The 14,620-nt window shown below is 68.8% G+C and carries 10 protein-coding genes; 6 read left to right on the top strand and 4 right to left on the bottom strand.

Annotation, left to right across the window (positions count from 1 at the left end; genetic code table 11):
• The first annotated feature begins 74 nt into the window (after positions 1-74).
• From ASD37_RS05780 to ASD37_RS05770, 3 genes are read left to right on the top strand one after another with little or no spacing between them, the layout of a single operon-like run.
• Positions 75-2,582: a [protein-PII] uridylyltransferase gene (locus ASD37_RS05780; RefSeq protein ID WP_056548958.1), complete on the top strand. Its 2,508-nt coding sequence runs from the start codon at positions 75-77 to the stop codon at positions 2,580-2,582.
• Positions 2,583-2,606: 24 nt separating this feature from the next.
• The gene (gene ffh / locus ASD37_RS05775; protein WP_056548957.1) at positions 2,607-4,181 is read left to right on the top strand and encodes a signal recognition particle protein; all 1,575 of its coding nucleotides are present in this window, start codon (positions 2,607-2,609) and stop codon (positions 4,179-4,181) included.
• A 2-nt stretch (positions 4,182-4,183) separates the two neighbouring features.
• Positions 4,184-5,251 (top strand): amidohydrolase family protein, encoded by a 1,068-nt coding sequence (locus ASD37_RS05770; RefSeq protein WP_056548955.1) that lies wholly within the window; start codon positions 4,184-4,186, stop codon positions 5,249-5,251.
• Here ASD37_RS05770 and ASD37_RS05765 read toward each other — a convergent pair.
• Positions 5,248-6,867 (bottom strand): sulfite reductase flavoprotein subunit alpha, encoded by a 1,620-nt coding sequence (locus ASD37_RS05765; RefSeq protein WP_056548953.1) that lies wholly within the window; start codon positions 6,865-6,867, stop codon positions 5,248-5,250. The genes ASD37_RS05770 and ASD37_RS05765 overlap by 4 nt on opposite strands.
• Positions 6,868-6,975: 108 nt before the next feature.
• Positions 6,976-7,575 (bottom strand): TetR/AcrR family transcriptional regulator, encoded by a 600-nt coding sequence (locus tag ASD37_RS05760; RefSeq protein ID WP_056548952.1) that lies wholly within the window; start codon positions 7,573-7,575, stop codon positions 6,976-6,978.
• 104 nt (positions 7,576-7,679) lie between these two features.
• Here ASD37_RS05760 and ASD37_RS05755 point away from each other — a divergent pair, with 104 nt between their 5' ends.
• A complete protein-coding gene (locus ASD37_RS05755; RefSeq protein WP_056548951.1) occupies positions 7,680-9,116 on the top strand; it encodes an APC family permease in 1,437 nt (478 codons plus the stop codon).
• On the top strand, positions 9,113-10,807 hold the full coding sequence (locus ASD37_RS05750) for an amidohydrolase (RefSeq protein WP_056548950.1): 1,695 nt from the start codon (positions 9,113-9,115) through the stop codon (positions 10,805-10,807). Before ASD37_RS05755 ends, ASD37_RS05750 begins: the two co-directional genes overlap by 4 nt.
• 8 nt (positions 10,808-10,815) lie before the next feature.
• Here ASD37_RS05750 and ASD37_RS05745 read toward each other — a convergent pair whose 3' ends face one another.
• Both ASD37_RS05745 and ASD37_RS05740 read right to left on the bottom strand, forming a co-directional pair.
• Positions 10,816-11,640 (bottom strand): D-alanyl-D-alanine carboxypeptidase family protein, encoded by an 825-nt coding sequence (locus ASD37_RS05745; RefSeq protein ID WP_056548949.1) that lies wholly within the window; start codon positions 11,638-11,640, stop codon positions 10,816-10,818.
• Between the two features lie 146 nt (positions 11,641-11,786).
• Positions 11,787-12,674, bottom strand: a complete 888-nt coding sequence (locus tag ASD37_RS05740) for a D-alanyl-D-alanine carboxypeptidase family protein (RefSeq protein ID WP_056548943.1) — start codon at positions 12,672-12,674, stop codon at positions 11,787-11,789.
• A 133-nt stretch (positions 12,675-12,807) separates the two neighbouring features.
• Between ASD37_RS05740 and ASD37_RS05735 the strand changes: the two genes are divergently transcribed.
• A complete protein-coding gene (locus ASD37_RS05735) occupies positions 12,808-14,619 on the top strand; it encodes an N-acetylglutaminylglutamine amidotransferase (RefSeq protein WP_056549913.1) in 1,812 nt (603 codons plus the stop codon).
• The last annotated feature ends 1 nt before the right edge of the window (position 14,620 follow it).

The following is a 14,620-nucleotide window of genomic DNA, read 5'->3' as shown; positions in this document are numbered from 1 at the left end:
TAGGCGTCGTCTCCCGGACACGCATCGAGTCAGTGGTAAGTCGTTGATCGACAGTACGTCCGGGGAGGACCGAGATGACCAAGCAGACACCAGATCCCGCCTCAGGCGCCTCTCGTTGGGTGGCGCCTGCGGCGGGATCGTCGCGTCCGGCCAAGGATTTGGCCACCGCGGCGGAGCAGCTGCTGACCGGCGGCGCGCGACTGGACTCGGCGGCGCTGCGTGACGCGCTGCTCGATCTGCACGAATTCTGGCTCACCACAAAGGCTGCCGAGATCGGCATCACGGCCACCAGTGGCTTCGCGATCGTCGCCACCGGCGGACTGGGTCGCGGTGAGCTGCTGCCGTACTCGGACCTGGACCTGACCCTCGTCCATGACGACATGCCACGTGACGTGGTGTCCCAGGTTGCCGAGCTGCTCTGGTACCCGTTGTGGGATGCCAACATTCACATCGACCACAGCGTCCGTACCGTACCGGAGGCGCTGAAGGTCGCGAGCGAGGACATGTCGGCGGGCCTCGCCATGCTCGACGCGCGACACATCGCCGGTGACGCCGACCTGTCGGCGCTGTTGGTCGGCGGCGCACGCCGTCAGTGGCGCACCGGGATCGCGCCGAGGTTCGAAGAACTCGTCGCACACACGCGATCTCGCTGGGACCGCAGCGGCCAGATCGCCCACCGCGCCGAACCCGACCTGAAGAACGGCCGCGGAGGTCTGCGCGACGTTCAACTGCTCAACGCACTGGCCATCGCGCAGCTGGCCGACGCATATCCAAGCCGGTCGCTGGCCTCGCCGACCGGGTCGCTGGGTGACGCGCACCTCGCCCTGCTCAACGTGCGCACCGAACTGCATCGCGTCTCACGCCGCGGCAGGGAGATGCTGCTGGCGCAGTACGCCGACGAAATTGGCGCCGCCCTGCACATCGGCGACCGATTCGACCTCGCCCGCATGCTCAGCGACGCCGCCCGCACCATCAGCTACTACGTCGACTCCGGCATCCGCACCGCATCGAATGCGTTGCCGCGCCGTGGTTTGAAGGTCCTGCGCCGCCCCGTGCGTCGTCCGGTCGACGAGGGCGTCATCGAGTACGGCGGGGAAGTCATGCTGGCCCGCGACGCCCGCCCCGAGCGCGATCCCGGCCTCATCCTGCGCGTCGCGGCCGCGTCGGCGACCACGGGTCTGCCGATGTCGTCGTCGACGCTCAGCAGGCTGGCCGAGGCTGCACCCGAACTGCGCACCCCGTGGCCCCGGCAGGCGCTCAAGGACCTGCTGGTGATGCTGGCCGCAGGCGCGGCCACCGTCTCCACCATCGAAGCGCTGGATCGAACGGGGTTGTGGGGCAGGCTCTTTCCCGAATGGGGGGCGGTGCGGGACCTCCCGCCCCGCGACGTCGTCCACATCTGGACCGTCGACCGCCACCTCGTCGAAACGATCTCGCGCGCAAGCGCGTTCACCACTCGCGTGTCGCGGCCCGACCTGCTGGTGCTCGGCGCACTCGCCCACGACATCGGCAAGGGCCGCGGCGGCGACCACAGCGTCATCGGTGCGGATCTGGCGGTCCAGATCGGCACCCGGCTAGGGCTGTGGCCGTCCGACGTCGCGCTGTTGTCGAAGATGGTGCGCTACCACCTTCTCCTTCCGGACACCGCAACCCGACGCGACCTGCAGGACCCCAAGGTGATCGCGTCGGTCGTCGACGCGCTCGACGGAGACCCCGTGCTCCTCGAGCTGCTGCACGCGCTGGCCGAGGCGGATTCGCTGGCCACCGGGCCCGGTGTGTGGGGGGACTGGAAGGCGTCGCTGATTGGCGACCTGGTGCGCCGCTGCCGGCTGGTCATGGCGGGGGAGCCGCTCCCGACGCCCGATCCCATTGACCCGCGGCATGTTTCGTTGGCCGCCGATCGCGGCGTGCACGTCGAGTTGACGGCGTCGGACAGTCCGCACGTCTTCGACGTCGTGATGATCGCGCCCGACCGTCGCGGTCTGCTCTCCAAGGCCGCCGGGGTGCTGGCGCTCAACTCGCTGCGGGTGCACTCGGCGTCGGTCACCATCCACGAGGGTGTCGCGATCACCACCTTCGTCGTCTCGCCGCACTTCGGTGCACCACCGGCCGCCGAGCTGCTTCGCGAACAGTTCGTCCTCGCCTTGGGTGGCGACCTGGACGTCATCGGCTCGCTGGAACGCCGGGATCGCGAGACCGCCACCGTCAACACCACGAGGGCTGGAGACATCCCCGACGCCGTGCCGATCAACGCGCCCGCGCCGCCGCGGATCCTCTGGTTCGACGGCACGTCGCCCGGCGAGTTCGTCCTCCAGATCCGCAGCACTGACCGGGCGGGCCTGCTGGCCAGGCTCACGGCCGTCGTCGAACGCGACGGCGTCGACATCGCCTGGGCGAAGGTCACGACGCTGGGGTCGACGGTCGTGGACGCCTTCGGCATCGTGGTGCCCGCGCTGGCCGCCGACGAGGAGGCCGGGGATGTGACCCGCGACGTTTCGGAGGCGCGCAAGGAACTGGAGCGCGACCTCTACGCCGTGCTTCCCACGCCGAGCCCGCCAAAGGCAGTGCCGGAGGCCAGTTAGTGGGCCGCCAGCTAGGCTAACCACGTGTTTGAATCGCTTTCCGACCGATTGACCGGGGCCCTATCCGGCCTGCGTGGCAAGGGTCGGCTCACCGAAGCCGACATCGACGCCACCGCGCGCGAGATTCGCCTGGCCCTACTAGAGGCCGACGTCTCGCTTGCCGTCGTGCGGGCCTTCATCGCCCGCGTCAAGGACCGCGCCAAGGGTGCCGAGGTGTCGGGTGCACTGAACCCGGCCCAGCAGGTCGTCAAGATCGTCAACGACGAACTCGTCGGCATCCTCGGTGGCGAGACCCGCAAGCTGGCCTACGCCAAGACGCCACCCACGGTCGTCATGCTCGCCGGCCTGCAGGGTTCCGGTAAGACGACCCTGGCGGGCAAGCTCGCCAAGTGGTTCAAGACCCAGGGCCACACCCCGCTTCTGGTGGCGTGCGACCTGCAGCGCCCCGGCGCGGTCAACCAGCTTCAGATCGTGGGTCAGCGCGCCGGTGTCGACGTCTTCGCGCCGAACCCTGGCGTGTCACCGGGCGGCTCCGACATCGCGGCGATCAAGCCCGAGGATCCCGTGGCCGTCGCCGCGGCCGGTCTCGCGGAGGCCAAGGCCAAGCACTACGACGTCGTCATCGTCGACACCGCGGGCCGGCTCGGCATCGACGAGGAGTTGATGAGCCAGGCGGCCGCGATCCGTGACGCCGTCAACCCCGACGAGGTGCTGTTCGTCCTCGACTCGATGATCGGCCAGGACGCCGTGACCACCGCGGAGGCCTTCCGCGAGGGCGTCGGCTTCACCGGTGTGGTGCTGACCAAGCTCGACGGCGACGCCCGAGGTGGCGCCGCGCTCTCCGTCCGCGAGATCACCGGCGTGCCGATCCTGTTCGCCTCCGACGGCGAGAAGCTCGACGACTTCGACGTCTTCCACCCCGACCGGATGGCCAGCCGCATCCTCGGCATGGGTGACGTCCTCACGCTCATCGAGCAGGCCGAGCAGGTCTTCGACGCCGAGAAGGCCGAGGCCGCCGCCGCCAAGATCGGCTCCGGTGAGCTCACCCTCGAGGACTTCCTCGAGCAGATGCTGATGATCCGGAAGATGGGTCCGATCGGCAACCTGCTTGGCATGCTGCCCGGCGCCGGTCAGATGAAGGACGCCCTGGCCGCGGTCGACGACTCCCAGCTCGACCGGGTGCAGGCCATCATCCGCGGCATGACGCCCGCCGAGCGGGCCGACCCGAAGATCATCAACGCCTCGCGGCGGCTGCGCATCGCCAACGGTTCCGGTGTCGCGGTGGCCGAGGTCAACTCGCTCGTCGACCGGTTCTTCGAGGCCCGGAAGATGATGTCGCAGATGGCCGGTCAGATGGGAATGCCGTTCGCGCGCAAGGGTTCCTCCTCGCGCAAGGCCGCCAAGGGCAAGAACAAGCAGGCCGGAAAGAAGAAGGGCAACCGGGGACCCACACCGCCCAAGACGCCGAATCCCTTGGGCGCCGGTGGCATGCCCGCCGGTTTCCCGGACCTGTCCAACATGCCGAAGGGGCTCGACGAGTTGCCTCCGGGTCTGGCCAACTTCGATCTGTCCAAGCTGAAGTTCCCCGGCCAGAAGTAGCGTTGCGTCTTCGTTTTCGCGGTCGCGGGCTTCCCGACGGGGAGCCCGTCGAGTGGTGGGTGATCGACGGAACGCTGAGTGCCGAGCCCGTCGCCGACGCCGTGACGGTCGTCGATGGTGGGTGGATCATCCCCGGGCTCGTCGACGCGCACTGTCACGTCGGGCTTGGTGCCGACGGGCCGACGGAGTTCGACGAAGCGGTCGCCCAGGCCGAGACGGAACGCGACGCCGGCGCCCTGCTGCTGCGCGACGCGGGCTCGCCGGTCGACACCCGCAGCTTGGACGATCGCGACGACCTGCCCCGCATCATCCGGGCGGGCCGTCACATAGCTCGGCCGAAGCGCTACATTCCGCGGCTTCCGATCGACGTCGAGGACGAATCGCAGCTGCCTGCCGTGGTCGCCGAGCAGGCTCGCTGGGGCGACGGCTGGGTGAAGCTGGTGGGGGACTGGATCGACAGGGGCGTCGGCGATCTCGCGCCGCTGTGGTCAGGCGACGTGCTGGTCGAGGCCATCGCCGCCGCACACGCCGAGGGTGCCCGGGTGACCGCGCACGTGTTCGGGGAGGACGCGCTGCCCGGGTTGGTCAACGCGGGCATCGACTGCATCGAGCACGGCACCGGCATCACCGACGACGTCATCGCCATGATGCTCGAGCACGGCACCGCGCTGGTGCCCACGCTGATCAACATCGAGAACTTTCCCGGCATCGCCGACGCCGCGGCGAAGTACCCGACCTACGCCAAGCACATGCGAGACCTCTACGCCTCTTGCCCGGCGCGGGTGGCTGCCGCGCACGACGCCGGGGTGCCGATCTACGCGGGGACCGACGCCGGAAGCACGGTCGCCCACGGACGGATCGCCGACGAGGTCGCCGCGTTGGCAACCATCGGCATGAGCGCAACCGATGCCCTCGGGGCAGCGTGCTGGGATGCCAGGGCTTGGCTGGGCAGGCCCGCGCTGGAGCACGGGGCGTCGGCCGATCTGGTCTGCTACACCGAGGATCCGCGCGAGCCGGGCGTGCTCGACCACCCGGACGTGATCGTCCTGCGCGGCCGCGTGTACCGCTAGTAGACGTCCCGCACGTAGCGGTGGCTCTTGACGAGGTCGTTGACGTAGGCGTGCGCCGATTCCGCATCCAGGTCACCCTCGGCCGCAACGATGCGGTGCAACGTCTCGTTGACGTCCTTGGCCATCCGCTTCTCGTCGCCGCAGACGTAGACGTAGGCGCCGTCCTGGAGCCAACCGAACAGCTCCGCCGAGTTCTCCCACATGCGTTGCTGCACATACTCCTTCGGGCCGTCATCGGGACGGTCGCGGGAGAACGCGAGATCGAGTCTGGTCAGCGTCCCCGACTCGACGAAGCCCTCCAACTCCTCGCCGTAGAGGAAGTCCGTCGCGCGGCGACGGTCCCCGAAGAACAGCCACGACCGCCCCGGGGCCGCGGTGGCTCGGCGCTCCTGAAGGAAGGCGCGGAACGGTGCGATCCCTGTGCCGGGGCCGATCATGACGATCGGAACGTCGGCCGCGGGCAGGCGGAACGTGTGGTTCGGTCGCAGATGAACTGCAACCACGTCGCCGCGATCGGCGAGGAAGGTCGACGCCACCCCGCCGTGGCGGCGAACCCCGGCGTCGTAGCGCACGGTCGCCACCGTCAGATGCACGTGGTCGGGGTGAACCAATGGGCTCGACGCAATCGAGTAGTCGCGGAACTGCAACGGACGCAACGTGTCCAGCAGTTCGTCGACCGTGACGTCGGCCAGCTCCAGTAGGTCGAGGACGTCCTTGCCGTAGGCCCATGAACCAGGGGCGGCCACCGCGTCGGCACTCAGCGCGCCCGCGGCCTCGGTGTCCGCCGTCCTCGCCGCGACCAGGGACTGAAGGGCGCGCGACGGCGTGCGGATCTCGAAGCGCTCGGCCAGCAGCACTCCGAGCGGCTCGTCGTGGTCGGCGATGGCGTGGTCGCGGCCGACGCCGAAGTGCGCCAGGATCGCGTCGACGAGGTCGGGATCGTTCGTCACGTGCACGGCAATGGAATCGCCTGCGGAGTAGTCGATTTCGCATCCGGTGAGGTCGAGTTCGTAGTGGCGGACCTCCCTGTCGGACTGCGGAGACGTCAACCGCCGATTCACGACGAGGCGCGCGTCGACTGGTAGGTGGCGGTCGCGACTCGGCGGCGGGGAGACTTCCGGCGGTGCCGTCGCCGTCGCCGTCGCCGACGGGGTGCGGGTGCTCTGCAACAGCTTGACCAGGTCGGTGGTCCAGGCCCGCGCGGGTTGCTCGTAGGAACCGTCGACGTCGACGCGATCGATCAGCCTGGTGGCGCCGAGGGCCTCGAGCCGTTCGTCGATCAGTTTGCCTGCGTTGCAGAAGAATTCGTAGGAGATGTCGCCGAGCGCCAACACCGCGAAGCTCAGGTGCTCCAGTCGCGCGGCGTCGTCGGCGCTGAGAGCCTCCCAGAACAACTCGGCGTTGTCGGGGAACTCACCCTCGCCGAACGTCGAACAGACCACCACGAAGTGGGTGGCCGACTGAAGCTCGGCGACGTCGAGCTGGTTCAACTCGACGGCTTGGGCATCGACGCCGATGGTCGCAACGGTCTCGGCGAACGTCATGGCGGCGTCCTCGGCGTTTCCCATGTCGGTACCGAAGGCGACGAGCAGCGAAAAGTCGCGTTGGCCGGTCACGGTGGCTCCCTGGTCGAGGGCGCGGTCAGCCCGCGCCGATGAGATTAGGGTGACCTTAGTTGACGGCGGAGGGCCGTGGGGGCCTACCCGCGCCGGCGCGATTGCCGGCTAACCGGGGGCGCAGCCGAGTTGGGTGGCGACTGCGCGCATCGCAGCCTCCGCGGACTCCACCGTGACGAGCGCGTTGCCCGCGACGACGTGCAGACCGTAGGCGTCCTCGAGCGCCACGAAGTTCATGGCGAGGACGTCGTCGGTCAGAGCGGGGGTGAAGACGCCGCTGCATCGACCCTCGGCGAAGATTCCACGGTAGGTGTCCATCTGACGCAGGTACATCCGCTGGACGAGGTCGTCGTGAAGGGCGGAATTGCCTGCCAGCACGTCGAATTCGTACAGGATGCGCATCAGTGCGTCGTCGGGGCCGCTCGGAAGACCCGCCGCGATCGCGGTGCCGAGTTTGGCCCGCGGGTCGTCGGTGGCCGCGACCAACCGATCGCGTTGGTCGCAGAATCGCTCCACTCCGGCCGCGTGCGCCTCCACGAGGAGTGCGTCGAGGTCGTCGTAGTAGTAGAGCACCGTGCCCCTGCTGAGGCCGGCCTGCAGGGCGACGTCGGTCAGCGACAGCGAACGTAGCCCGTGCTTCTTGCCGGCGCTGTAGGTCGCCTCGATGAGGGCTTGGCGGCGGGCTCCCTGATTACGCGGACGGGCCATGGGGTTGACAGTAATCGACGTCACATGTCAACCTCCTGATCATTCTTCGACAACAACGTCAAAGAATTCCGGCGAGCCCGGGCCCTACCAACGGGGACCACGACATGACCCACGCGACGCCGCCGACCGCGGCCGACACATCGCCTCCAGCCGACGCGCCGACCTACGACGGAACGCTGTCCCGGTCACTGGGAGTCGGCGGCAACGTGCTCATCACGTTGTCCGGAATCTCGCCCGCCTCCAGCGTCTTCGTGCTGGGAGGTGCCGCACTCGGTGCCTATGGCACTGGCGTGTTCTGGGGCTTCGCCATCGCAGGCGTGATCAGCATCCTCATCGCCTACTGCTACGCCGAGCTGGCATCGCGCCATCCGGTCGCCGGCGGCGACTACTCGCTGGTAAGTCGTACCCTCGGACCATCCGCCGGAGTGGCCGTCTTCTTCGTCGGGTTGGTTACCCTGCCCCTAATAGTGGCGGTCTTCGCGCTAGGGGTGGCGGACTACCTGGGCGTCGCGATCGGCGGACTGGACCCGGTGTGGACGGCCGTCGTCGTCACGCTGCTGGCCACGGGAACCGCGTGCCTCAACATCCGGACCAATGCCTGGGTGACTGGAGCATTCCTGTTCATCGAGATGGCCGCGCTCGCACTGCTCTCGATTCTCGGTCTGGTGCACGTCGAACGACCGATCACCGCATTGTTCGACCCGCAGGCCCTCGACGCCGCCACCGGTGGTCTGGCGCCGCTGGGCATCGCCGGGCTGGTCATCGCCGTCACCCAGGGGATCTTCTCGTTCAACGGATATGGCGGTGCGGTGTACTTCGCCGAGGAGACGAAGAACGCCCGACGCACCATCGCCAGAGCGGTGTTGTGGAGTGCGGTCATCACCATTCTCGCGGAGATCATCCCGCTGACCGCGATCCTTCTCGGTACCGGTTCACTCGCGGATCTCTTCGGCGCGGACCTGCCGGTCGAGGCGTTCCTCGACGAGCGCGCCGGTCATGCCGTCACCGTCTTCGTCTTCGTCTCGATCGCACTGGCGATCGTCAACGCCATCATCGCTATCGCCCTGCAGTCCGGCCGACTGCTGTTCGCGGCGGCTCGCGACCAAGCCCTGCCGCAGGCGATCGCCGCGCCCCTCACCCGGGTCTCGGAGACCGCCAAGATGCCGTGGGTGGCCACCCTCGTGATGGGCGTGTTCGCCGTCGGCGGATGCCTGATTCCCGTGGACCTCCTGCTCAACGCCACGGGGTCGACGCTGGCCTTCAGCTATGGGTTCATCGCGCTGTCGGCGATCGTGATGCGGCGCACGTCGGGCCGGACCGGCTATTCGATGCCGCTCTGGCCGCTGCCGCCCGTCGTCGCGCTCGTCGCGATCGCGGCGATCTTCGTAATGGGACTGCTCGACCCCACCCAGTGGCCAAGTCTGGGCATCGCCGTCGGCATCGTCGCGGCCGGGTACCTGTACTACTTCGGGTATCTGCGCAGCCGCGCCGGCACCCATCTGCTGCTGCTCGAGGTCCACGACGAGGAGGCCGACCGATGACCGATCTCCTCCTCACCGGGGCGCGCGTCCGCACGTTCGACGCCGCAGCGCCGTGGGCCGAAGCGGTCGGCGTCACCGACGGGCGGATCAGCTACGTCGGAACCGCGGCGGACGCACCGGTCGCAGCGCGCCGTATCGAGGCGCCGGGCCGGTTGATCACCCCCGGCATCGTCGACGGCCACAACCACCTGCTCTTGGGCTTCGACGAGGACGCGGTATCCCTCGAAGGCGCCCACGATCTCATCGAGGTGCGCCGACGAATCGGTGAATTCTCCACGCGCCGAACCGATCTCGGGTGGATCTGTGCCGAGAACGCGGTGTATTCGATCGTCGAGGGTCGGCGTCCCAATGCCGCCGACCTCGACGGGCTCACCGACAAGCCCATCTTCGTCACCACCTATGACCAGCACTCGGTCTGGCTCAACCGCGCCGCACTCGCCGTGCTCGGCATCGCGAATGGCGTCGACGTCGCATGGGGACGCCCCGAACGCGACGAGTCGGGCGAGCCGACCGGCTGGGTGACCGACTTCTACACCAGCGCGATGACGGAGGCTGGCCTCGCCGCACTGCAGGCCGACATCCCGATGTACTCGCCGGAACGCCGGTACCGCAAGCTCCGGTCCAGCATGCGGATGGCCACCGCGCTGGGAATCACCACCGTGGTCGAACCCCAGGTGCCGCTTGCCGAGTTGCCGCTGTTCGAGCGCGCTTTGGCCGAGGGCGTCCTGACCTCACGGGTGATCGCAGCGCTGTTCCATCCGGTGGGTGCCGACGGCGGCTTCCGTCAGCGCCTTCGCGACGCCGTGGACGGTGCCGGCGCCGACCCGATGCTGCGGCTCGGCCCGGTGAAGCTGTACGCCGACGACGTGATCGAGCCGCACACGGCGCTGATGCTCGAGGAGTATGCCAATCGGCCCGGCGTTCGCGGGCGTCCCAGCTATCCCGGGCGCGAATTGGTCGGCGTGCTGGGCGAACTCGACCGGATGGGCTTCCAGACCCACACCCATGCCACCGGCGACGCTGGGATCCGGCTGACGCTCGACGCGATCGAGCAGGCCGCCAGGGCCAACGGAACGCGCGACCGCCGGCACGGCATCGTGCACGTCGAGTGCCTGCATCCCGACGACCTGCCACGCTTCCGGGCGTTGGGGGTAACCGCGGCCATGCAGCCTCGGCACTGTTCGCCGGATCTGGTCGCCGGTACCTGGATGGAGAACGTGGGCGAGCGGCGGTGGAACCGCGCGTGGCGGTTCCGTAGCCTCCTCGATTCCGGTGCGACGGTTGCCTTTTCGAGTGACTGGCAGGTCGGTGAGATGGATCCGCTGGTCGGCGTCTACTCGGCCGCCACCCGGGCCGGACTCGACGGATCGGATTCGTGGACGCCTGACGAGCGCGTCGGCTTCGACCGGGCTCTGGAGGCGTATACGGTCCACGGCGCCCGCGCCTGGCACCTCGAGAACGACCGGGGTCGGATCGCGGTCGGCATGCTGGCCGACCTGGTGGTGTGGTCCGGTGATCTGTACGGCCACGAGCAGTCACCGACCGGGCTGCTCGACCAGCACGCCGAGCTGACCATGGTCGGCGGAAAGACCGTCCACTCCGCGGGCGCACTCGTCGACCGGATCGGGCCGGAGCTGCCGGAGGATCCCGTCAGCGCGGGCACGGCAACTCAGCACGTGCACTGTCACTGACGTCGGGCTCACGCCGGCTGGCTGAAGCCCCAGTCGAGCAGGCCGACCGCTTGCGGGTACAGATCACCGGTGCCGTACATCTGCACGACAACCAGGCGACGGTTTCCGCGTTGTGCGGCACCCACATACGTCTTGCGCGCAAGGCTGGTGAAGCCGGTCTTGCCGCCGAGGTCACCGGGATAGCGGGCAAGCAGCTCGTTCTGAGCGGTAAGCGTCTTGCCGGGGAACTGCGCCGTCGGCTGGCGAAGGATGGTGGCGAGCACCGGGTTGGCCAGGGCCGCACGGAAGATCAGCGCCAGGTCGAACGGTGTGGTGGAGGATTCCCACCCCGGCCCGTCGAGTCCCGACGGCGACCCCGCCCTGGTGCTGCGTGCGCCCAATTGCTGGGCCTTGGCGTTCATTCTCGCGACGGCGGCCCGTTGACCTCCGAGCATGTCGGCCAGCATGTTGGCCGCGTCATTGCCCGACACCATCAGCAGACCCTCGAGCAGCTGGCGGGTGGTGTAGGGCTGGCCGGGTGTCAGGCCGACGCACGAGCATTCGACGCGGTCGTGCGAGGCATTGGCCCTGGCAAAGGAATTCGGGTTGAGGTGGTCCACGACGACGAGCGCCAGCAGCGTCTTGATGGTGCTCGCCGGGGCGTAGGAACCGGTCGGATTCTTCGCGGCCAGGATGCGGCCGGTGTCCATGTCGGCGACCAGCCAGGCTTGCGCGGGACCGTCGGGCGGGGCGACGACCGCTCCCGCCGGCGCGGCATCGGGGAGCGCCGATGCCAGCGGCGCCGTCAGCGCCGAGGTGAGGGCGAGGACTGTCGCCGCGAACAGTCTTCGCACGCCGTGAGCGTATGGAGCGAAGAACTCGTCCTGCGCGCGATCAGGTCTCCGTCGCGTCTCGTTCGCTCGCCGACACTCCGCTTGTTGACGCCGACCTCGGCGTGTCGCGTCAACAACCGTACTTTCGGCGTTCTAGGCGCACCGTTCTACAGCGTGCCGATCCCCGCTGATTCGTCCTGAGCGAAGCCCCAGTCGAGCAGGCCGGAGGCCTGATCCCAGTAGGTCGGCCCACCCTCGACGACGAGGCCGTACATCATCGCGACCACCAGCCGCTTGCCGTCGCGCGCAGCGGCGCCGACGAACGTCTTGCGGGCGGGGTCGGTGAACCCGGTCTTGCCGCCGAGCATGCCCGGGTAGCGGCCCAGCAACTCGTCCTGGTTGAACAGCGTGACGGGCCCGTTGGCGCCGGGGAACGTCGCAGTTGGCGACGACGTGATCGCGGTGAACACCGGGTTCTGCAGCGCCGCGCGGAACAGGACGGCCAGGTCGTGCGGTGTCGTGTACCCGTCGACACCCGGCCCGTCCAGGCCGGACGGCGAGCCGGCGCGGGTCCCGGTGGCGCCGAGCTGCAGCGCCTTGGCGTTCATCTTGGCCACGGCCACATCGGTGCCGCCAAGCATGTGCGCCAGGGTGTTCGCGGCGTCGTTGCCGGAGACCAGCAGCAGCCCGTCGAGCAGCTCCTGGGTGGTGTAGACGTGGCCAGCCGTCACCCCGACGCAGTTGCACTCCGCCGAGGCGTCGGCCTGGGTGGCGACCACCGAGGCGTCGAGCGGCAGCTCGTCGAGGACTACCAGCGCCAGCAACACCTTGATGGTGCTGGCGGGTGGATGGGTGACGTACTCGTCGCGGCCGGCGAGGATCTGACCGGAGTCGAGGTCGGCGACGATCCAGGCAGGCGCCGGTCCGGAGGGAATCCGGGCGGCGCCGACCGGGGCGACGTCGACGTCAGCCGCGGCGACGGCGGTGTCGAACACCAGTGAGCAGGGGAGGAGCGCCGCGATGGAAACCGCGATGGCGCCGAAGAGCCGAACCATGGCCGCCGAGCCTACTGACCGCCGCTGGGGTGACCCGGGCCACGGTGGTGTTTGACGGCCGCGCACTTTGGCTACCCATGGGCCGCTCGCGAACCCCCAACCACCCACTGACACGACCAAGGAGTCGATCACCATTTGTGGCATTGCCGGCGAAATAGCCAAGGGCCGCCCGGCCGATCTTGCTGCCATCGGCGCAATGACGGACTGCATGGTGCCCCGCGGTCCCGACGGCGGCGGTGCGTGGTCGAGCGGCGGAGTTGCCTTCGGCCACCGCAGGCTGGCGATCATCGACCTGTCGAGCAGCGGCCACCAGCCCATGCACGACCCCGAACTCGGCCTCACCGTCGCGTTCAACGGCTGCATCTACAACTACCCCGAGCTCAGGCAAGAGCTGCTCGGCAAGGGCCACCGCTTCTTCTCCCACAGCGACACCGAGGTCATCCTCAAGGGCTATCGGGAATGGGGTGAACGCGTCGTCGACCACCTCAAGGGAATGTTCGCCTTCGCGGTCGCCGAGACCACCACCGGACGGGTCGTGCTGGCCCGCGACCGCCTCGGCGTCAAACCCCTCTACTGGAGCGAGGTCGACGAGGGTGGCGGCACGGGCGCCATCCGGTTCGCGTCGTCACTGCCCGCCCTGGTGGCCGCAGGCGGGGTGGACACCGACCTGGATCCGGTCGCGCTCAACCACTACCTGAGCTTCCACTCCGTCGTGCCAGCGCCACGGACCATCCTCAAGGGCGTTCGCAAGCTCGAGCCGGGCACCATCATGCGCATCGAGCCAGACGGCACCAGGACGACGCACACCTACTGGGAGCCGGTGTTCGAGCGCTCCGCCGAACGCGCCAACTGGTCGGAGGTCGACTGGCAGGAGGCGATCCTCGGCTCGCTCAGGACTGCGGTCGAACGACGCCTCGTCGCCGACGTCCCCGTCGGGTGCCTGTTGTCCGGCGGTCTGGACTCCAGCCTGATCGTCGGGCTCCTGGCCGAGGCCGGCCAGCACGGGCTGGCGACCTTCTCCATCGGCTTCGAGGCCGCAGGCGGTGAGGAGGGCGACGAGTTCAAGTACTCCGACGTCATCGCCAGGCATTACGGCACCGACCACCACCAGATCCGCATCGACACCGCCCGCATGTTGCCCGCGCTGACCGACACCATCGGCGCGATGAGCGAGCCGATGGTGAGCCACGACTGCGTCGCCTTCTACCTGCTGTCCCAGGAGGTCAGCAAGCACGTCAAGGTGGTGCAGTCCGGCCAGGGTGCCGACGAGATCTTCGCCGGCTACCACTGGTACCCGCCGATGGCGCACGCCGCGAACGACGACGTCGACGCCGCGCTCGGGCGCTATCGCACGGCGTTCTTCGACCGCGACCACGCCGGTCTCGACGAATTGCTTTCTCCTGCCTGGCATCTCGACGCCGACGTCGCCGGTGAGTTCGTCCGCGACCACTTCGCCCACCCGGGCGCCGCCACCGCCACCGACCGCGCCCTGCGGCTGGACACCACGGTGATGCTCGTCGACGACCCGGTCAAGCGCGTCGACAACATGACGATGGCGTGGGGGTTGGAGGGCCGGGTGCCGTTCCTCGACCACGAGCTCGTCGAGCTCGCCGCGACGTGCCCGCCGGAGCTCAAGACCGCCTACGACGGCAAGGGCGTCCTCAAGGAGGCGGCCCGCAAGGTGATCCCCCACGAGGTCATCGACCGGCCCAAGGGGTACTTCCCGGTTCCTGCGCTCAAGCACCTCCAGGGGCCGTACCTCGACCTGGTGAAGGACGCCTTGCAGAGTTCCGCCGCCCGTGACCGTGGACTGTTCGCACCCGCCGCGGTCGACCGGATGCTTGCCGACCCCAACGGGAACCTGACGCCGCTGCGCGGAAACCCGTTGTGGCAGATCGGTTTGTTGGAACTCTGGCTGGCCCGCCACGTCGACGGGGTCAAGTGAC

The sequence above is a fragment of the Mycobacterium sp. Root135 genome, assembly GCF_001426545.1.
GTDB lineage: Bacteria > Actinomycetota > Actinomycetes > Mycobacteriales > Mycobacteriaceae > Mycobacterium.
The sequence above is the reverse complement of the archived record's forward strand: the minus strand, read 5'-3'. Positions and strand labels throughout refer to the sequence as shown.

Excerpts from the sequence above, each read along its gene's own strand:
- ASD37_RS05780 (WP_056548958.1), top strand. The coding sequence starts at position 75 with ATGACCAAGCAGACACCAGATCCCGCCTCAGGCGCCTCTCGTTGGGTG.
- ASD37_RS05760 (WP_056548952.1), bottom strand. The coding sequence starts at position 7,575 with ATGGCCCGTCCGCGTAATCAGGGAGCCCGCCGCCAAGCCCTCATCGAG.
- ASD37_RS05755 (WP_056548951.1), top strand. The coding sequence starts at position 7,680 with ATGACCCACGCGACGCCGCCGACCGCGGCCGACACATCGCCTCCAGCC.
- ASD37_RS05750 (WP_056548950.1), top strand. The coding sequence starts at position 9,113 with ATGACCGATCTCCTCCTCACCGGGGCGCGCGTCCGCACGTTCGACGCC.
- ASD37_RS05740 (WP_056548943.1), bottom strand. The coding sequence starts at position 12,674 with ATGGTTCGGCTCTTCGGCGCCATCGCGGTTTCCATCGCGGCGCTCCTC.